This window comes from Pseudomonas chaetocerotis, assembly GCF_015712105.2.
Lineage (GTDB): Bacteria > Pseudomonadota > Gammaproteobacteria > Pseudomonadales > Pseudomonadaceae > Aquipseudomonas > Aquipseudomonas chaetocerotis.
On record NZ_JACFYX020000004.1, the window covers coordinates 278,641 to 299,652 of the forward strand.

At 62.4% G+C, this 21,012-nt stretch carries 8 protein-coding genes; 4 read left to right on the forward strand and 4 right to left on the reverse strand.

The annotated features are described in order from the left end of the window. The first annotated feature begins 4 nt into the window (after nt 1–4). Nucleotides 5–1,477: a sensor histidine kinase gene (locus H3221_RS09565; RefSeq protein WP_196473995.1), complete on the forward strand. Its 1,473-nt coding sequence runs from the start codon at nt 5–7 to the stop codon at nt 1,475–1,477. Nucleotides 1,478–1,488: 11 nt separating this feature from the next. Here H3221_RS09565 and H3221_RS09570 read toward each other — a convergent pair whose 3' ends face one another. Both H3221_RS09570 and H3221_RS09575 read right to left on the reverse strand, forming a co-directional pair. Further along, on the reverse strand, nt 1,489–2,157 hold the full coding sequence (locus H3221_RS09570) for a response regulator (RefSeq protein ID WP_160016788.1): 669 nt from the start codon (nt 2,155–2,157) through the stop codon (nt 1,489–1,491). A gap of 75 nt (nt 2,158–2,232) precedes the next feature. Further along, nucleotides 2,233–14,547 carry a peroxidase family protein gene (locus H3221_RS09575; protein ID WP_196473994.1) on the reverse strand — a complete coding sequence of 4,105 codons (12,315 nt, stop codon included), beginning with the start codon at nt 14,545–14,547 and terminating at the stop codon, nt 2,233–2,235. A 667-nt stretch (nt 14,548–15,214) separates the two neighbouring features. Here H3221_RS09575 and H3221_RS09580 point away from each other — a divergent pair. Genes H3221_RS09580 through H3221_RS09590 form a run of 3 tightly spaced genes read left to right on the forward strand, consistent with a single transcriptional unit; the run spans nt 15,215 to nt 19,652 of the window. Then, a complete protein-coding gene (locus H3221_RS09580) occupies nt 15,215–16,954 on the forward strand; it encodes a type I secretion system permease/ATPase (protein ID WP_196473993.1) in 1,740 nt (579 codons plus the stop codon). Nucleotides 16,955–16,960: 6 nt separating this feature from the next. Continuing rightward, a complete protein-coding gene (locus tag H3221_RS09585; RefSeq protein WP_196473992.1) occupies nt 16,961–18,307 on the forward strand; it encodes an HlyD family type I secretion periplasmic adaptor subunit in 1,347 nt (448 codons plus the stop codon). Nucleotide 18,308: 1 nt separating this feature from the next. Then, nucleotides 18,309–19,652: a TolC family outer membrane protein gene (locus tag H3221_RS09590; protein WP_196473991.1), complete on the forward strand. Its 1,344-nt coding sequence runs from the start codon at nt 18,309–18,311 to the stop codon at nt 19,650–19,652. Between the two features lie 54 nt (nt 19,653–19,706). Here H3221_RS09590 and H3221_RS09595 read toward each other — a convergent pair whose 3' ends face one another. Together H3221_RS09595 and H3221_RS09600 are read right to left on the reverse strand one after the other, a co-directional pair. Further along, nucleotides 19,707–20,231: a DUF2937 family protein gene (locus tag H3221_RS09595; RefSeq protein ID WP_196473990.1), complete on the reverse strand. Its 525-nt coding sequence runs from the start codon at nt 20,229–20,231 to the stop codon at nt 19,707–19,709. A gap of 4 nt (nt 20,232–20,235) precedes the next feature. Continuing rightward, nucleotides 20,236–21,009 carry a class II glutamine amidotransferase gene (locus H3221_RS09600; RefSeq protein WP_143509008.1) on the reverse strand — a complete coding sequence of 258 codons (774 nt, stop codon included), beginning with the start codon at nt 21,007–21,009 and terminating at the stop codon, nt 20,236–20,238. Nucleotides 21,010–21,012: the final 3 nt, after the last annotated feature.

Below are 21,012 nucleotides of genomic sequence, written 5' to 3' on the forward strand. Positions count from 1 at the left end.
GCGAATGACCACAGAGGCAAAGGTCGAATCAAATTCGAAGACTTTCGTCGAGCCTGCAGATCAGACCATGGTCGAGTCGCCCGATACCTGGCCGCAGCGCCTCTGGCACCCGCTTGCCGGGCTCAATCGCTCGACCCAGTTCATCCTGCTCGCCGCATTGATCCTGGGCGTGAGCATGGCCTTCGTGGGCAACCTGGTCAGCCAGCAGATCAAGCTTGCAGCCGCACACAGCGCCGGCGAAGGCGCGGCCATCTATATGGAGGCGTATCTGGATGAATATGTGCAGGAACTGGCCTCGGCCAGCACGCTGAAAGCCGAAAGCGTGCAAGCCATCGACAACCTGATGAAAGACACCTCGCTCAAACAGCACATCCTCTCGGTGAAGATCTGGCTGCCCGACGGACGCAACGTCTACAGCACCAGCAAACGCCCGGTTTTCTACTATCACCCTGCCGGGCCCATCGCCGAGGCCATGCAAGGCAAGGTGGTAACCCGTCTGAGCCCGCTGGATCATGACGAGCATGCCTACGAGCGCAGCTTTGGCCGGCCGCTTTACGAAACCTATGTGCCGCTGCGTGAGTTCGGTAGCGGCAAGATCATCGCTATCGGCGAGTTCTACGAGATGGAGCACGAGATAGACAGCATTCACCTGCAGGTCTGGGCGATCATCGCCGCTGCGACCCTGGCCATGCTGGTGCTGCTGTTTCTCATCGTCCGCCACGGTGACCGTATCATCAGCAAACAGCAGACAGTGTTGCGCCAGCAGATGCATGCACAATTGGCGCTGCACCAGCAAAATGACACCCTGCAGCGACGCATCGCCACCGCCAGCCAGGAATTCGCCACGATCAATGAGCTGACCCACAGACGCCTGGGCGCTGACCTGCACGATGGCCCGGCGCAGCTCCTGACCCTGATCCTGCTGCGTCTGGATGAGCTGGCGGCGTTGTCGACAAATACGACCAGCGAGCCTCTGGAGACGATCCGCAACGCCGCCCAGGAAAGCCTGCGCGAGATTCGCGGCATTTCCCGTGGCCTGGCCCTGCCGGAAATCAACGAGCTGAATCTGCACGAGCTGCTCAGACTGGTGGTGCAACGCCATGAGCAACGCAGCGAAACCAAGGTGCAACTGGAACTCGGCGAGTTACCCGAATCGCTGAGTCTGCCCTACAAGATCTGCATCTATCGCCTGGTACAGGAGGCGTTGAACAACGCCTTCCACCATGCTGGCGGCCAGGGGCAGTGGGTCAGCGCGGAGTGCAGGCAGGGCGTGCTGGAGGTACAGGTGGCGGATGCTGGCGCGGGCATCGATCAGGCTCTTCAGGCCGCGACAGGGTCACATCGCTCGCGCCTGGGACTGGTAGGCATGCGCTATCGAGTGGAGTCTCTGGGCGGGACGTTCGAGCTCGAATCGGCCCCCGGGCAAGGTACCCGGGTCACGGCCAGGTTCGATTTACGCGACGACGATAACCGCTAGGGCCTGTACCTTCACGGTGCTCCAATGCCCACGGTCCAGGTCTTGTGGCTTTCCCAATAGCGGCGCACAGCTGCCACCGCCTCGACGCGATTGCGCGCATGCAGCTTCTGCATCACGTTGGTCATGTAGTACTTCACCGTCTTCTCGCTCAACCCCAGCTTGGCCGCCACCTCACGATTGGTCAGGCCGTTGGCGACTTCACGGATGATCTGTTCTTCGCGGTGAGTGAGGTCTACCCCGCGCTGCTCGGTCTGGTGCTTGCGAAAGTTGCTCAACAGCCGTGTCGCCAGCGCCGGGGTAATGAAGGTTTCACCCTTGGCCACGGTGCGAATCGCCTGAATCAGCTCGGGACCACTGACCCCCTTCAGCACGTAGCCCTGAGCACCGCCTTCCAGGGCCGAGTACGCATCGTCCTCGGACTCGGACACCGTCAGCATCAGCACCTTGACCTTCGGCTGCGCCTTGCTGATGGCGCGCACCGCAGCGAAGGTATCGCCAGGCATGTTGACATCCATCAGCAGCACATCGGGCTGACAGCGCGCGGAAATTTCCCGCGCCTCGTCGGCGCAACCGCCCTGCTCCACCACCTCGAAGTCCTCGACCCGGCCCAGGGTCGCAGCGACCCCCTGACGCAGCATTGGATGGTCGTCGACTATGCCCACCTTGATCTTGTCACTCATCGAATATGCTCCCCTCAAGGTTTATACCCTTGTCGCCATGGTGCCTGGACAGAGCCAGGCACCAGGCTTTTCGAATCAACTCAACTGGAAGTCCGCCGCCGTCACCGTAGTGTGGTTGACGACTCCGACCAGGGTGATAGTGCCGCCATCGACGCCATTGATGGTCACGACCGTGTCGTTTCCAGCATCATCGATGGCAACCCGGCTGCCGAAGGTATCCAGCGTCAGGCCGAAGGCCGCGATGTTCAGCAGATCCTGGCCACCAGCCGGATTGGCATCGAAGCCGATGATGGTGTCGTTGCCGAAGTTCGGGCCAAACACCAGGATGTCGTTGCCCTGACTGGCATTGATGACGTCATCACCCGATCCACCGGTCATCACGTCGTTGCCCAGGCCACCGTTCAGCACATCGTTGCCCTCGCCACCCTCCAGCAGATCGATGCTGTCACCGCCCAGCAGGGTGTCATTGCCGGCCTCGCCGTAGAGCAGATCGATACCGGCCCCCCCTATCAGGGTGTCGTTACCTTCGCCGCCATACAGCACATCGTTGCCACCTGCCCCATTGAGCGTGTCATCGCCGATGCCACCGAACATCATGTTGGCCAGGCCATTACCGTTGGCATTGGTACCGTTGGCTCCGACATGCACCAGGGTTTCCACATTGGCTCTCAGGGTATAGGTGGCGCTGCTGGAGTACACCGTATCGATGCCACCGCCGGCAGCCTCGACCGTTACATCCCCAGCGACATCGACGTGGTAGCTGTCGTTACCCGCACCACCGACCAAGCGATCGACGCCCACCCCACCATCCAGCGTGTCATTTCCTGCACCACCAGTGATGGTGTTGTTGAGGGCATTACCTGTACCGGCGAAGTTCCCTGCGCCGATAAAGGTCAGATGCTCCAGGTTATCGCCCAAGGTGTAACTGGCCAGCGTGGTGCGCACCGTGTCGGTTCCTGCACCAACACCCTCTACAACCTGGTCACCCACACTGTCGACGACATAGGTGTCGTTACCGACCCCACCGGTCATGAGGTCGTCACCTTCGCCACCGTTGAGCGTGTCGTTGCCGGCACCGCCCTCCAGGACGTCATCCCCAGCCAGACCATTGAGTACATCGCTGCCCGTACCGCCGACGATCTGGTTGGCTAGCTCATTACCATTACCTGTGAAAGCGCCGCCGTTGATCTTGACCAGATTCTCGACATTGGCGCCCAGGGTGTAACTGGCCAGCGTCGTGCGCACCGTGTCGATGCCCGCATCGACCTCTTCGATCACCTGATCGCCGACCGCATTGACCACATAGGTATCGTTGCCAGCACCACCACTCATGCTGTCGTTACCCGTACCGCCGTCGAGGAAGTCGTCACCGTCACCACCGTTCAAGGTGTCGTTGCCGGCACCGCCAAGCAGCGTATCGTCGCCATCGCCACCTTCGAGCAGGTCGTTACCCGTTCCACCGTTGAGGGTATCGTTGCCATCCATACCTTGCAGGGTGTCGTTACCGCCCAGGCCATTGAGCACATCGTTGCCCACATTGCCCTGCATCACGTTGGCCAGCGCATTACCGTTGGCCACAGTGCTGCCAACGTCGCCATGGATCAGGTTCTCGACATTGGCACTCAGGGTGTAATTGGCCAGGCCCGAGTACACCGTGTCGATGCCAGCGCCTGCCGCCTCCACCACCACATCGCCGGCATTGTCGACGTAGTAAAAGTCGTTACCGGCGCCACCGACCATCCGATCTACGCCCGCCCCACCATCGAGCACATCGTTACCCGCACCGCCAGTGATGGTGTTGGCCAGAGCATTACCCGTACCGACGAAGTTACCCACGCCGATAAAGGTCAGGTGCTCAAGAACCGCTGCGAGGTTGTAGGCATTCAGCGTGGTGCGGACGGTATCGGTGCCACCGTCCTCCTCCTCGACTATCTGGTCGCCGAGGCTGTCGACCACATAGGTGTCGTTCCCTGCACCACCGGTCATCAGGTCGTCGCCCGTGCCACCATTTAAGGTGTCGTTGCCCAGACCACCATCCAGCACATCATCGCCGGCCAGGCCGTTGAGCGTGTCATTGCCGCTGCCGCCGACGATATGGTTGACCAAAGCGTTGCCGGTACCGGTGAAGTTGCCGCCATTGATCTTGATCAGGTTCTCGACATTGGCCCCCAGGGTGTAGCTGGCCAGCGTCGTGCTGACCGTATCGGTACCGCCATCCACCTCCTCGACCACCTGATCGCCTGTGGCATTGACCAGATAGCTGTCGTCTCCAGCACCACCGGCCATAGTGTCGTTGCCGAGACCGCCGTCGAGCAGGTCGCTGCCATCGCCACCCTGCAGGCTATCGTTGCCGGCGCCACCGTTGAGCACATCATCGCCAATCCCACCGATGAGGGTGTTGGCCAAGCCATTACCGGTGCCACTGAAGGCATCCGTACCGAGGTAGGTCAGGTGCTCGACATTGGCGCCCAGGGTGTAGCTGGCCAGCGTGGTGCGAACCAGGTCCGTACCGCCTCCGGCGCCCTCCACCACCTGATCGCCAGCATCGTCGACCTCATAGGTATCGTTGCCCGCTCCGCCGATGAGGATATCGGCCCCCAAACCACCGACGAGGGTGTCATTGCCGCCGCCGCCGTTGAGCGTATCGTTGCTGTCGCCCCCCTCGATCACGTTGGCCAGCGCATTACCGGTTCCAACGAATGGGCCCGCACCGATGAAGGTCAGATTCTCCACGTTGGCGCCCAGCACGTAGCTGGCCAGCGTGGTGCGCACGCTGTCGTTGCCGGCATTGGCCGCCTCGATGACCTGATCGGCGAAGTTATCCACCCTGTAGGTATCGTCGCCACCACCACCGCTCATGCTGTCTGCGCCCACGCCACCATCGAGCAGATCATTGCCGGCACCACCCTGGAGCATGTCGTTTCCGCCACCGCCATTGAGGCTGTCATTGCCGGCTCCGCCTGCCACCTGGTTGTCCTGATCGTTGCCACTGCCGTTGAAGTCCCCTTCTCCGACGAACGCCAGATTTTCCAGGTTATCGCCCAGGCTGTAGCTGTTCAGGGTCGTGAGCACGGTATCCGTACCGCCACCCAGTTGCTCGATCACCTCATCGCCCAAGCTATCGACCACAAAGGTGTCATTGCCGGCACCACCGATCATCTGATCGTCGCCCTCGCCGCCATCGATCAGGTCATTGCCGGCACCGCCATCGAGGATGTCGTTGTTGGCCAGCCCGAAGAGGCTGTCGTTACCGCCCAGCCCCTCGAGCAGATCGACACCCGGCGTGCCGATCATCACATCGTTGCCTTCGGTGCCTACTGCACCGAGACCGAGAACGACTGCGGACGAGGTGACGAACTCCAGCGTGTTGCCGTTATCGTTGTAGCTGACAACGACGCGGAGCATCTGACCGGCCAGCGCCTGACCGGGAAGGAAGGTCACACTGTTGGCTCCGGGTATGTTGGCGAAGCTCTGCCCATCACCAACTTGCCATTGATAGTGCAGCTCGACGCCATCAAGCCCATCCGCATCAGTGAACGCAGGCGTTGCTTCAATCTGCTGACCGGTGACAGGTGTCAGATTGCTGAGCAACACGCTACCCACCGGCAGATCGTTTGGATCGCCACCTTGCACGACCAAACTGGTCGGTGCCGAGAGCACGGTTTCCAGCACGCCGTGGGCGTCCTTGTAGATCGCCTTGACGCGCAGGGCCAACCCCTCGAACTCAGGCGTCACGGTGAAGTTCGGGCCGGTGGCACGGGCAGCTTCGCCGCCGATGTTTTCCGTCACGATATCTTCGAAGGTGCCGTCGCCCTCGGGGTCCACTTGCCAGTAGTAGCTGATGGGGCCGGTGATCGAACCACCCAGGTTACTGGCGCTGACGTTGTCGCCGTCCGTTACCCAGGCTGCCGAAACACTGAGCACCTGGCCGACGCTGGGCGAGCCATCGCTGATGCGCAGCGCACCTTCTACCTCGGCGTTGCGCCCTTCGACCAGCACCATGACCTGGTCGTTGAACTGGATGCGCTCGATATTGCGGATCATGTCCGCGCCATCGGCACCGACCACGTCGAGGAGGCCGTCACCATCGTTGTCCAAACCATCCGGGCCAACGTGGCGTACACCGAACAGGCCATCGCCCCACTCGAGCACTTCATACTCGGACATCAGCCCGGAGTAGACCGCCGTATCGAAGGACTGCCCGAGGTCATCCGGGTCGACCGTGCCGGACATCAGCTCGCGGACGATGACCAGTTGTCCCGGGTTGTAGGTGCCGTTGAGCATCAGCGGGATCATCGGCACCATGCTGTTGAAGCTGGCGATCTCTGCGCCGCTACCATCGTTGTTCTCACGCACGCTGATGCGCACGTTGAGCCACATGTCACCGTCGATCAGGTCGTCGCCGCCGTTACCGGCGATCAGGTCGCTGCCGTTACCGCCGAGGATGATATTGCCCGCGCCGAAGGAGGTGACCTCGCCGAGGCTGGTCAACGGATCGGCCAGTTCGTTGATGAACGCCCGCAAGCCGTCGACCATGTCCATATAGTCGTCGCTCAGCACGCTGCCGTAGGCGCCGGACAGCGCAATGGCCGTGGCGTCGCGGTCGTCGCCGTTGAGGATGTCGGCATGCTGCGAGCCCGACAGCCCTTCCATGAACTCGAAGCGCGCCAGCACCGATACATCGGACGGTGCCACCGGCGTTTCGTCGAAGGCGCGCAGACGGAAGTCCACGTTGACCCCGAACGGATCGTCGCGGAAGCCCGCCCAGTCGAAGCCGGAGCCGCCAACGTAGCGGTCACCCTCGCCGCCGTTGCCGAACATGATGTCATCACCACCTTCGCCGTCCATGCGGTCGATGATGCCGAACTCACCGATGAACACGTCGTGGCCGATCACATCGTCCAGTCCGAACTCGCTGAAGTTGTCGCCGCCGTTGCCGTCGGGACCACCCAGTTCCAGCCAGTCGTTGCCTTCGTTACCAAACTGCGCCTCATTGCCGCGAGTGCCGAGGATGAAGTCATCGCCCGGCCCACCGAAGATCTCCGTACCGTCCTCGCCGGAGATGACGAAGTCCTTGCCGTGGCCGGCCATCACCAGGTCGAAGCCATTGCCCGTATGGATCACATCGTTGCCTTCGCCGGCACGGATCACATCGTCACCTCCCATGTCGGTGATGATGTCGTCGCCGGCACCGCCCATGAGGAAGTCGTTACCGAAGCCGCCTTCCAGACGGTCGTTACCGGCGTCTCCCCAGAGCGTGTCGTCGCCGATGCTGCCGATCAGGGTGTCATTGCTCTCGGTCCCGCCGAGCACCACGTGCTCGTCGCCGTTGTACTGCAGGAAGTTCGGCCCGCGAATCACTTCCGGTAGCAGCGGGTCGCCGCTATCCGGATCGGCACGCCCGTCGACGCCCAGGCCGGTGTACTGCTGAGCCTGGTTCACCTCGAGGATAAAGCCCGGCGTGGAGAAGATATCTCCCGGCAGGTGGGTGGCATCGGTGTTGGCCATGACCATGCGCGAGAAGAAGTTGTTCTCCATCTCGGTGAGCATGTTCAGGCCAGCCAATCGTTCCAGATAGTAGAAGCGGTCGGCATCCTGCAGCGCCTCCATCTGCGTCTCGAAGACGAAGTTGAAGCTGGAGCCGAGCATACCGCCGAAGGGCATGATCTTCTCGGCCAGGCCGCCAATCCAGAAGTCGATCGTGTTGACCCCGGTGGTTGCCGCCGGGCCATTGAGGAAGGCCATGCGATCGACGCCTTCGGCGTCCGCGTCGAACAAACGGCCTTCTGGCGTACCGTCATCGATCAATGCCGTGCCGCCGAATACCAGGGCAAAGGCCACCGCCCGTTTCTCGGCCAGAGTATCGACATCGAGTGCCAGCAGGGCGGCATGCGTACCGTAGGCAGCGATGAAGTTGACCAGCGAGGTCTGGTGCTTGAGGTTCATGGCGAAATCGATCCAGCTGGTATACGGCTTCAGCTGGCTATCGCCGGTCATTTCATAGAACTCCTGGCGCGCCGCATTGAGCGACGGCACCCCGGTCTCGCGACCGCGTGCCAGGTTGATGGTGGCCAGGTCCAGCGGCAGACCGAGCAGGTTGTTGCGCAGGGCCTCGGTGACGAACTCGTCGATCTCGTTGCCCAACTGCCGGGTCATGCCGCGCGCCAGGGCGCCGGCGGCCTCTTCCGCCGAGACGCTGATGTACTGTTCATTACCCGGCCCTACCGGCTGTAACGGATCGAAGTCCGGATTGTTCAGCTGGTTGAACATCAGTGGATTGAGGAAGGCCTCGATCAGCCCCAGCTCGCTGGAGACGAAGTTCGGATCGAAGCGATCCACCGTCTCGGTCAGCATCGAGTGGCCGAAGCGGTACACCACGTGGGCGAACTCAGCCATGATTGCCGGATTCAACGTGCTGTCGTACACCTGGGTGGCGTTGAAGAACACGTCCACCTGCGGCTGCACCTTGCGCGCGAACTCCTCGAATACCAGGTGCTGATACTGCATCTCGGTGGCGAAACGCGCGGCCTGGAACAGTCGCTCGCCATTCCACACCAACCCATCCGGGCTGCCCGGCAGGCTATTGACCGGTTCCAGCAACCACTGGTTGATGAAGTCGATATCGTTGGAGGCCAGCACCACGTCCTTGGTATGCGCCACCACGCGGTTATGCTCGGCGTGGAACACATGGTGGATGGCGGTCAGGCCGATATTCTCGTTGCCGCGGCCGTCGCCGGTGATGAAGTGGGCATCGAGCAGCTCGTCGTCGAAGAACAGATTGGACGACACAGGATTACCCAGGTCATCGGTCAGGCCAACGATACCGTCAGCATCGGCGGTCTTCATCGCGCCTGTCTGGCTGTTGATGGGGTTGGCGTTATGCGCAATATCGTCGAGGAAGGCGTGATTGGTGCGCACGACGTCAGGAGGTACTGCCACCCCGCCCGGCTGAGCGGAAACCAGACCGCCGCCGGTGACGAACTGCGGGTAGCCATTGGCGCCAGGGATGAACTTGCCGTACTGGTCGGTAGCCAGCAGCGGCACATTCACCACATCGGCATCGGTAAGCACGATGCCCAGCATGTCGAGCGCCTGGGCCTTGACCTCGGCCCAGGTCGGCAGGCCGCCATCGGCGCCATTGAGCAGGCGCCCGGTGGCCACCGGACCCTCGTCGGTCATGGCGTATTCACGCAGGAACACCTGGTGCGAGGCATGCGAGGTGTAGGTCTGGTTCTGGTCGACGAATGGCGTGGTCTGGTTGACATGCACATGCACATCGTCCGACGTGCCGAGTACACCGTCCGTACCGGCGAGCACTGCCTGGTTGGTGGCCCGAGTCAGCACCATGAAGTTGGTCGAGCCGCCCTCGACATAGAGCGGATCGTCCGGCTGCAGCGGGATGAACACCGTGCCGTTGCCGCCCTTGTTGACCAGGTCCAGGCCGTGATCGAAGAACTGGCCGAACAGGGTGAACCAGGAGTTGAAGCCGGCCGACAGCCCTTCGTCCGGCGCGCTGTTGGGGATAAACAGCGGCATACCTTCCGGGATCGGCTGGCCGTTGAGATCCAGCAGCACACCGTTGACATCCAGAGTACCCAGGCCGGCATCGACATAGGCCTGTACCGCCGCCGGATTGGTGATCGTCTGGTCGACGATCAGGTTGGAGATGGTCCGCGGATCGGCATCCACCACGTTCCAGGGCGCGGTGGGATCGTTCGGGTTGGTCACATCGGCCGGATCGTAGGCATAGTTGCCGTTGCTGAACTCACCGCCCGGGATGCCCGGCCCATTGAAGTCGATGGTGTCGCCATCGGGGTCGTTGATGAAGTCCTGCGTCGTCGAGGTCGGGAACGGCTGATCTGCCGCACCGAAGTGCTCCTGCCCGGAGACCAGGTTGTTGAACGTACCATCCACCGTGCGCAGGCCCCAGGGCAGGCGCGAGTTGGGGATGATGTCCATCAGTTCCTCGCCGGCGGCATGGCGCTCGGCGATGATGATCTGGTCGAGAATGAACTGCAGGTCAGAGCGAATCAACCGCAGGCCATTGCCGGGGCTGACCACGTCGCTTTCCACCGGCAGCGGAGCTGGCGGCAGCGGCAGTTCACCGCCCGCTACCGGGTCGGTAGCCACGGAGGCCACCCGCTCCAGCACGCCGTTATCGTCCTGGTAAATGGCGATCACGCGAATCGCCAGACCGTCCAGGTTGGGGCTGACGCGATAGGAGACGCCATCCTGAGTGGACGGCCGCGCACCGCCTTCTTCGACGATATCCTGGAAGATGCCCGAGCCTGGATCCGCCTCGAACTGCCAGACATAGCTGACCGGCCGGCCATTGATCAGACCATTGCCATTGTCCTCGTCGCCGACGCCTGCGGCGGAAACCCGTAGCAGTTGGCCCATGGCCGGTGCATCGACAGGGTCGCCATTGACGTCGAGAATCTGCAGCGCGCCGGTGGGCGAGAAGTTGCCGCCCTGCTGGGTACCGGCCACCTCCTCGACGAACTGGCCGCCGACCAGCACCAAGGCGCTGTCGGCGAACTGGATGCGCTCGATATTGAGCAGGCGGTCGACACCTTCGTCGCCAACGTTGTCGGTGACGATGGTCATGCCGGCCAGCGTGGTCACGGTGTAGTTCTCGCGCGGCCCGCCGTACAGCGCGGTGTCGAAGCTATCGGCGCTATCGAGGATCTCGCGCTGGATCACCAACTGGCCTGGGTTGTACACGCCGTCGAGCATCAGCGTGATCATGTCTTTCATGCTGTTGAAGGACGCGATCTCATTGCCCGTACCGTCGTTGTTCTCGCGCACGCTGATACGCACGTTGAGCCAGCGATCACCGTCGATCAGGTCGTCGCCGCCGCGACCTTCCAGCACGTCGCTGCCGCCACCGCCAAGAATGATATTGCCGCTACCGAAGGAGGTCTGCGGCGCCCCGAAGAACTCGGTGAGCATCTGCTGCAGGTTGGTGATGCGGGCGATGCCCTCGGCAGTCAGCAGACTGCCCTGGGCACCGGCCTGGGCGATCAGCGCAGCATCGGCGTTGTCGCCGCGCAGGATGTCGGCATGTGCCGAACCGGACAGGCCTTCCACCTCGGCGAAGCGGTCGAGGATACCGGCATTGGATGGCGCCACCGGCGGCTCGACGAAGTCGTCGACGATCAGGTCGACCTTCACACCGACCTGATCGTCCTTGTAAGCGGCCCAGTCGAAGCCAGAGTTGCCGTCGAAGTGATCGGCGCCTTCGGAGCCGATCATGATGTCATCGCCGCCCTCGCCTATCACCTCGTCGAAACCGGGACCGCCGACGAACACATCATGGCCGTTCACGGTATCGGTGGAGAACGGCTCGAGGTTGTCGCCGGGGGCGCCGTCCTGGGTGCCGATCTCGATCCAGTCGTCACCCTCGTTACCAGCGGTCTGCAGGTTGCCCTTGGCACCGAGGATGAAGTCGTTGCCAGTGCCGGCGAAGACCTCCGAAACGTCCTCACCGGTGATGATGAAGTCGTTGCCATGGCCGCCGAGGATCAGATTGAAACCGTTACCGCCGTGGATCACATCGTTGCCGTCGCCACCCTTGAGCACATCGTCACCGCCTTTGTCGGTGATGATGTCGTCGCCCGCGCCACCTTCGATCACGTCGTTGCCGTCGCCACCTTCCAGGCGGTCATTGCCGCCATCGCCCCACAGGGTGTCGTCGCCGATACTGCCGACCATCACGTCGTCGTCAGCGGTGCCACCCAGCACCACGTGCTCGTCGCCGGTATAACGCAGGTAGTTGGTGTCGACCTCCGGCGTCTCCGGGTTATCGCGGATAACCAGCGGGATCAGCGGGTTGTCGCCAACCGGGTCGGCGCTACCGAGCCCGTCGTTGAACTGCGCCGACTGATTCACTTCGAGGATCAGCCCCGGCCTGGAGAAGATATCCGCCGGCAGGTGCACCGCATCGGTATGGCGCATCACCAGCTTGGCGAAGGAGTTGTCCTCCATCTCGGTGAGGAAGTTGAGGCCATCCAGACGCGCCAGGTAGTAGAAGCGGTCACCGTTCTGCAGCGCCTCCATCTGCGTCTCGAAGACGAAGTTGAAGCTGGAGCCGAGCATGCCGCCGAAGGGCATGATCTGCTCGGCCAGGCCGCCGATCCAGAAGTCGATGTCATTGACCCCGGTGCTGGCCGCCGGCCCGTTGAGGAAGGCCATGCGCGCGTCGTCGGAGATCGCGCCGCCACCGAGCACGATATCCATGGCCGCAGCGCGCTTGGCCGCCAGCGAGGTCACCCCGGTGATGCTGGCATGTGTGCCATAGGCGGCAATGAAGTTGATCAACGACTCTGGATGTTTCAGGTGCAGGGCGAAGTCCAGCCAACTGGTGTAGGGACGCAGCTGGCTATCGCCAGTCATGGCGAAGAATTCGGCGCGCGCCTCGTTCAACGACGGCACGCCAGTGTCGCGACTGCGGGCGATATTGATCGCCGCCAGGTCCAGCGGCAGGCCGAGCAGGTTGCTGCGCAGGGCTCCGGTGACGAATTCGTCGATCTCGTTGCCCAGTTGCCGGGTCAGGCCGCGGACGATGGCGCCAGCAGCCTCTTCGGGCGACAGCGTGCCGTTATCGTCGAACGCCAGCGGGTTGAGGAAGGCCTCGATCAGCCCCATGCTACTGTCGTTCTGGAAGCTCGGATCGAAGCGATCGACCGTCTCGGTCAGCATCGAGTGACCGAAGCGATAAACGGTGTGAGCGAACTCGGCCATGATCGCCGGGTTGATCGTGGCATCGTAACCGTTGGGGATGAGGAACTCGTCCACCAATGGCTGCACCTTGCGCGCGAACTCCTCGAACACCAGGTGCTGGTACTGCATCTCGGTGCCGAACTTGGCGGCCTGGAACAACCGTTCACCGTTCCATACCAGAGTCGAAAGATCGGCCGGAATCGCGCCGACCGGCTGCAACAGCCACTGGTTGAGAAAGGCGATGTCGCCATCGGCGGCGGCCTGCAGAGCCACGTCCTTGGTATGTTCGACCAGGCGATTGTGCTCGGCGTGGAACACATGGTGCACGGCGGTCAGGCCGATGTTCTCGTTGACCCGGCCGTCACCGGCCATGAAGTGGGCGTCGAGCAACTCGTCGTCGTAGGTGCCAGCCAGGCCGTCGTTGACCCCGGCCACGCCATCGGCATCGGCCACCAGCGGCGCGCCGGTCTGGCTGTTGAACGGGTTGGCCGAATGAGCGATGTCATCGAGGAAGCCATGACCGGTGCTCAGCGCCAGAGAAGCGTCCACGGGTGCAGCCAGGCTGGCCTCGACCAGACCGCCGGCGGTGACCAGTTGCGGCATGCCGTTAGCGCCCGGGATGAAGTTGCCGTACTGGTCGGTGGCCAACAACGGCACCCGGCCGACATCTTGATCGTCCAGTTCGATGCCCAGCACGTCACGAGCCTGGGCCTTGAGCACGCCCCAGGTGGCCATACCGCCAAGCTCTACGTCGTCCTCGGTGCCGAAAATGCCGTCGCCGCCCAGATCGCGGTTGGTCAGCAGTTTGCCGGTGACCATGGGTTGGCCATCCACCAGCACATAAGCCCGCAGGAACACCTGGTGCGAGGCGTGCGAGCTGTAGGTCTGGTTCTGGTCGACGAACGGCGTGGTCTGGTTGACGTGCACACGGTTACCGTCCGCGTCCACCTCGACGCTGGCACGGGTAACCACCATGAAGTTGGTCTGCGGTGTGGCCGGGTTGTACAGCGGGTCGTCCGGCTGCAGCGCAATGAAGACGAAGCCGTTACTGCCCTTGTTGACGAGGTCCAGGCCATGGTCGAAAAACTGGCCGAAGAAGGTGAACCAGGTGTTGAAGCCGGCCGAAAGCCCTTCGTCCGGCGCAGTATTGGGGATAAATAACGATTGGCCGGCAGGAATCGCCACGCCGTCGAGATCCAGCACGGTACCAACGGGATAGGGGTTGCCATCCGGGTCCAGCTGGCTGCCGTCGGCCAGCATGCCCATCCCGATATCAATGAAAGCCTGCACCGCCGCCGGATTGCTGATGGTCTGGTCGACGATCAGGTTGGAGATGATCCGCGGGTCGGCATCGGCCACATTGCCAGTGGCGCCGTAATCGGTATTGGTCACCTCTCCGCCCGGCGCACCGCCATTCATATCGAAGGTGTCGCCGTCCTGGTCATTGCGGAACTGCTGGTCCAGCAACAGGAGGAACTCCTGGTCGGCGGCGCCCCAGAAGGTACGGCCCTCCACCAGGTTGTTGTAGCTGCCATCCACTGTACGCAGGCCCCAGGGCACCTGGGAATTGGGCAGCAATTCACTCAGGCTCTGCCCGGCTGCATGCGCCTCGGCAATGAAAATCTGCTGCAGGATGAACTCGAGATCGGACTTGATGAAATTGGCCATTTCCTTACACCTCGGATGCCCAGCGGCTGAATGCGCGAAGTCGAAGGAATCCCTGGCACAGAAGCAGCCCACCCCATCCGTTGCGCATTACGCAATCGTCAGAGCGTTCCCGGGATAGAGGCCAAACGCTGCCACACCGACATGCTGGGCTGATCGGCGTGCAATCAGTGCTTGGTATGTCCCTATGCTGACGCTGGCACGAAACCTAGCGTCAGAAATCAGGCAGTGTGAGACCCGTGCAATTGCGGGTCGGCGAAATGCCCTGTCAAAGACGCCTCAGGCGTCCGGTAAAACGTGATTCCGAGGGTGATCGCCCCCATGCAGGAGCTCTCGAACGAAAGCCGTGTCGACTTCTTGGCTCGGATCACACGACTAGACTTAAGTCCTAGCCCATAGGATTGTCAAGATACCGTCAGTCGCCTCGTTAGTTATCTTTCATTCCTATAAGCTTTTATTGAATAAAGATTTTTTTGATGAAACAAAACGAAACATGGAAAAAATAAGCCGCTGAAATACCTTGCACATCGACGAAAATTCCATCTATACCTACATGGCGACACCATAGAAGACAAAAAAATGTCTCCAATAGACGGTCCTGCGCATCAATCGTCGAAATGCCGTCACCCCAAGCAGGACACCCAGCGAACATGCAGTGCCGGAGGGTCCCATGGACGTCCCGCAGTCCCCGCGTTCCGAGCTGGCCGAGGTGCTGTTTCGCCTGCGCCGTACCTTTTACGCACTGGCCGCCTTCAGCGGGGTGATCAACCTGCTGATGCTGACCCCGGCTGTTTATATGCTGCAGGTCTATGATCGCGCCCTGGTCAGCAGCAACGTCACTACCCTGCTAATGCTCACCGTGCTGGTGATCGGTCTGTATGTACTGATGGCGCTGTTGGAGGTGGTGCGCTCGAGCGTGCTGATCCGCGTCGGCAACCGTCTCGACATGATGCTCAACAAGCGCATCTTCGGCGCCGCCTTCGAGCGCAACCTGCGCCGCGCCGGCGGCAACCCCGCCCAGGCGCTGCAGGACCTCTCGCAGGTTCGCCAGTTTCTCACCGGTAACGGCCTGTTCGCCTTCTTCGACGCCCCCTGGACCCCCATCTTCCTGCTGGTGATCTACCTGGTGCACCCACTGCTCGGCCTGATTACCCTGATCGGCTCGTTACTGCTGGTGAGCCTGGCCTGGCTGACCGAAGTCAGTACCCGCAAGCCGCTGGCCGAGGCCAATCAGGCCTCGCTGGTATCCGGCAGTTTCGCCAACAACAACCTGCGCAATGCCGAAGTGATCGAAGCCATGGGCATGCTGCCGGCGATTCGTCAGCGCTGGTTCGGCAACCACCTGAAAATTCTCGAACTGCAAACCCTGGCCTCAGACCGCGCGGCCTACATCGCCGGGGCCAGTCGCTTCGTGCGTGTCACCCTGCAGTCGCTGATCCTGGGCGCCGGCGCCTTGCTGGCAATCCAGGGCACGATCACCCCAGGCATGATGATCGCCTGCTCGATCCTCTCCGGTCGTGCCCTGGCGCCAGTGGAGCAGGTAATTTCGGCCTGGAAGCAGCTGCTCTCCAGCCGCGCTGCCTGGGCCCGGTTGTCCGGGCTGCTGACCGACTTCCCTGCGCACAAGCCCTCCATGCCGCTACCCAAGCCGCTGGGCATGCTCCACGTGGAGAACGCCTTCGCCAGCGCACCGGGCTCGCCCACGCCGATCCTGCGCGGCGTCAGCTTCAACCTGTCGCCCGGCGAAGCTCTGGGCATCATCGGGCCCTCGGCATCGGGAAAATCCACCCTGGCCCGCCTGCTGGTTGGCGTCTGGCAAGCGCAAGGCGGCAAGGTGCGCCTGGACGGCGCCGATATCTATCAATGGAACAAGGCCGAACTGGGTCCCTGGCTCGGCTACCTGCCGCAGGACGTCGAACTGTTCGAAGGCAGCATCGCCGAGAACATCGCGCGCTTCGGCGCAATCGACAGCGAGGCAGTGATCCTGGCCGCCAGGCAGGCCGGCGTGCATGAAATGATCTTGCACCTGCCGCACGGCTACGACACCCATCTGAGCGCCGACGGTGGCTCGTTGTCTGGCGGGCAGAAGCAGCGCATCGGTCTGGCCCGCGCACTCTATGGCGAGCCCTCGCTGATCGTCCTCGACGAGCCCAACGCCAGCCTCGACGACGTCGGCGAAGCGGCGCTGCTGCAAGCGCTGCTCGACCTCAAGCAACGCGGCAAGACCCTGGTGCTGATCTCCCACCGCCCCACCGTGCTGAGCATGGTGGACAAGGTTCTGGTACTGCGCGAAGGCGCTGTACAGATGTTCGGCAGCCGCGATGAGGTATTCGCCGCGTTGCGCCAGGCCAACGTGGTCCCCACCGGTAAAGGGGCGCCGACCCTGGCCTCGGTACGGGCCAAGGAGTGACATGTCATGTCCGATCTGCAGTTCGAAAGCAAGGGGCTGATACTGACGGATAGCCCCTGCACAGTTGACATGGACGATGGCAAACCCAGTCGCTGGGGCTTGTCGCTGGTGCTCGCCGGCTTCGGCGGATTCATTCTCTGGGCCATTCTCGCGCCACTGGATGCCGGAGTGGTGGCCAATGCCACGGTCAACGTCACCGACAACCGCAAGACCATCCAGCACCTGACCGGCGGCTCGGTCGGCGCCATCCTGGTGCGCGAGGGTGATCTGGTGCAACGCAACCAGCCGCTGATCGAACTGGACGCCACCCGCGCTATTGCCGAGCAGGGCATGGTCCGCGCGCAGTACATCGTGGTCAGCACAGTAAAAAGTCGCCTGCAGGCCGAGCGCGACGGCGCAGCACAGGTCGAGTTCGACCCTGAGTTGCTCAGCCAGTTCGCCGACGACCCACGCCTGCATGCCTCCGTCGCCCTGCAGCAGCGCCTGTTCACTACCCGCCGTACGGCATTGACCGGCGAAGCCGAGATTCTCCGCGAGAACATCCTCGGCGCCGAGGAGCAGCTCAAGGGCCTGCGCCAGGTCCAGTACTCGCGCAGCGCGCAGATCAGGCTGCTCAACCAGGAGCTCGACGGCGTGCGCAGCCTCGCGGCGGAAGGCTATGTGACGCGCAACCGCATGCTCGAACTGGAACGCAACGCCGCCGAACTGAGCGCCTCGCTGGCGCAGAACATCGCCGACACAGGACGTACGCGCAACCAGATCGCCGAGCTCAAACTGCGCATTCTCCAGCTTGAACAGAATTACCAGCAGGAAGTGCAATCGCAGCTCAGCGATATGCAGAAAGAGGCCGCCGCCCTCGCCGACCGCCTGCGAGCACTGGACTATGAAGTCACCAACACAGTGATCCGCTCGCCCATCGACGGCGTGGTGCTGGGGTTGTCTGCCTCCACCATAGGCGGGGTGATCCAGGCCGGCTCGCGGATCATGGACGTGGTGCCGGCCAATGAGCCGCTGCAGGTGGATGCCATGGTGCCAGTGCAGGCCATCGACAAGATGCAACCTGGATTGCCGGTGGACATCGCCTTCCCCGCATTCAACCACGCGCAGACGCCGAACATTCCTGGTCGCGTGCTGACGATTTCCGCCGATCGCCTTATCGACGAGACCAACAAGCAGCCCTACTACCTGGCCGAGATCGAGGTCACCGCCGAAGGCATGGACAAGCTGGGCAACAATCGCATTCGCCCTGGCATGCCAGCCACCGTGACGATCAAGACCGGTGAACGCAACCTGATGAGCTATCTGATGAAGCCCATGCTCGACCGTATCGATGGGGCCTTCAAGGAGCAATGACATGCTCGTACGCCAGATCCTGTCAGGCCTCTGCTGCCTGGTCAGCCTGCCCGCCCACTCCATGGACCTGGTGCAGGCCTGGGAATTGCTGCAGCTGCAGGGCCCGACCTATCGTGCGGCCGTCCACGAACGTGCCGCAGGGCTTGAAAACCCCGCCATCGGCAGAGCCGGGCTGCTGCCACAGGTCACGGCCAGGGCCAGCAAAAGCCAGGTGGACGGTACCCAGGAGCAACAGAATGTACTCGGCCGGCGCATCGAGAACGATCTGGACTACGACTCGGAAAACCTCAGCGTGCAATTGCGCCAGCCGCTGTACAACCGCCAGAAAATGGTCGAGTACCGCCAGGGCAAGCAACGCGCCAGCTACAGCGAAGCGGTGTTCGATGCCAAGACGCAGAGTGTTGCCGTACGACTGGCCAGTCGCTACTTCGATGTGTTGCTGACGCGCGAGACCATCGACCTTTCGCGCGCCAAGCTCAAGGCTTTCGAGCAGCAGGTAGCGGCTGCCAAGCGCCGCTTCGACCTGGGCGACGGCACCATCACCGATGTCGACCAGGCCACCGCACGACGTGACCTGGCGAGGGCCGGCGTGATCGAAGCCGAGGACAATCTGGTGGTCGCCCTGCGCCTGTTGCAGGAGTTGCTCGGTACCAACCCGGACCAGCTCTCCACCCTGCACACGGACTTTCCAACCCCGCCGCTGCAACCGGACAACCTTCAGGACTGGCTACAAAAGGCGCAACTGAACAACCCTTCGCTACGTGCGCGACAACTCAATCATGGCCTCGCCGAAGAGGAGGTCAAACGCGCCAGCAGCGCCCACTGGCCCACTCTTGATCTGGTACTGGGCTATACCGACAGCGAGAGCGATTCGCTCTCCACCATCAACCAGACCAACCGCTACAGCTCCATCGGCCTGGAATTCACCATGCCGCTTTACTCCGGCGGCGGCGTCAGCGCACGGGTGCGCCAGGCCACCGCGAGTCGTGAACAGGCCGGTGAAGAAGTCAATGCCAGCCGCGAGGAGGTGTTCTCCGCCACAACCCGTGAGTTCCGCGGTGTGCAGAGCGGCCAGGCGCGCATTCGTGCCCTGCAGCAGGCCGTCATTTCCAGCGAGCGGGCGCAGGATTCGGCGCGCAAAGGGTTTCTCGCAGGCTCCAGTACCAATGTCGATATACTCAACGCCGAAGAACAGGTGTTCATCGCCCGCCGCGACCTGCTCGAAGCCAAACTTCGCTATCTGCTCGCACGCCTGCAGCTGGCCGCAGCGGTCGGCCTGCTCGGCGAGGACGATATCCTCCAGGTCAATGCCTACCTGGGTCCGGAGTTGGCTCTCGGCTACTGAGCGCCGTACTCACCAATCGCCGGTGTTTTGCCCGATGCCCCCATGAACGGGTATTCAGCGCCAGTGGCGCTGTTGCGCACGCCTGGTCTGCCCTGCGCCGAACACCCAGCCGCACGACACCACCAGCAGCTCCGCCAGCCAGGCCAGCAGCAACGCGCTGATCACGCCCCAGAGAATCGCATCCGGGGTAAACAACACCTGATAACGGTATGCCTGCAGGGTTTCCTCGAACAGCTGGTGATCCGCGCCGGTCGCCAGGTGCCAGGCCTGGGCGTACCAGGGGCCCTGCATGGCCTGCCATTCGCGTTCGAGCAAGGCTGAGCGCTGCACCAGGTGCGCCACGCTATTGGCATCGCTGCGCATCACCGGGTCGTCGCTGACGCGATAGTGTGCGACCAGCGCATCCATATCGCCCTTGAAGAAATTGCGCGCAGTTTCCTGGAAGCCTTTGAGACTCTGCTGCGACTCCAGGCGATGAGCCTCGACCCGCTTGGCATAGTCATCGACGAAGCCCGGCACCTGCACGCCGAGCAACAGGCCAAAAGCGAACAGCGTCAGACGCAGGTAGCTTCTAAGCATGGGATCAGGCCTTGCCGTCAGTGATGCATTCGCCACGACGCCACAGGCGCCATTCGCCCGGCTGGTACAGCGACCATTGTTCATTGTCGGTCAAAGGTTCGGTGGCGATCACCGTCACCACGTCATTGGGCGTGGTTTGCGACTGGAAATCCACTTTCAGGTCGGCGTCCTTGAGTTGCGCAGGGCCGAACGGCGCGCGACGGGTGATATGCGCGAGCTTGGTCGAACAGAAGCTGAACAGCCAGTCGCCATCGCTGAGCAGGCAGTTGAACACGCCGAGCTTGCGGTAGCTGGCACAGGCTGCCACCAGCACCGGCAGGAGCATTTCCACCGATACCGGCTCGGGAAAGGCGCGGCGCACGCGGTTGAGCAGATCGCAGAACGCCGCCTCGCTATCGGTTTCGCCGACGGGTCGGTAGAAGGTGGTGGAGCCTTCCAGACCCGCCAGTTGACCGTTGTGCGCGAAACACCAGTTACGCCCCCACAACTCACGGCTGAAGGGGTGAGTATTGACCAGGCTGACCTTGCCGACATTGGCCTGGCGGATATGGCCGATCACCACCTCGCTCTTGATCGGGTAGCGCTGCACCAGCTGCGCCACCTCGGATTCGCTGCTCGCCCGCGGGTCCTGAAACAGACGCAAGCCCCGCCCCTCGTAAAAGCCGATGCCCCAACCATCGCGGTGCGGGCCGGTGCGGCCGCCCCGCTGCATCAGCCCGGTAAAGCTGAACACGATATCGGTGGGTACATTGGCGCTCATGCCGAGCAATTCGCACATCGA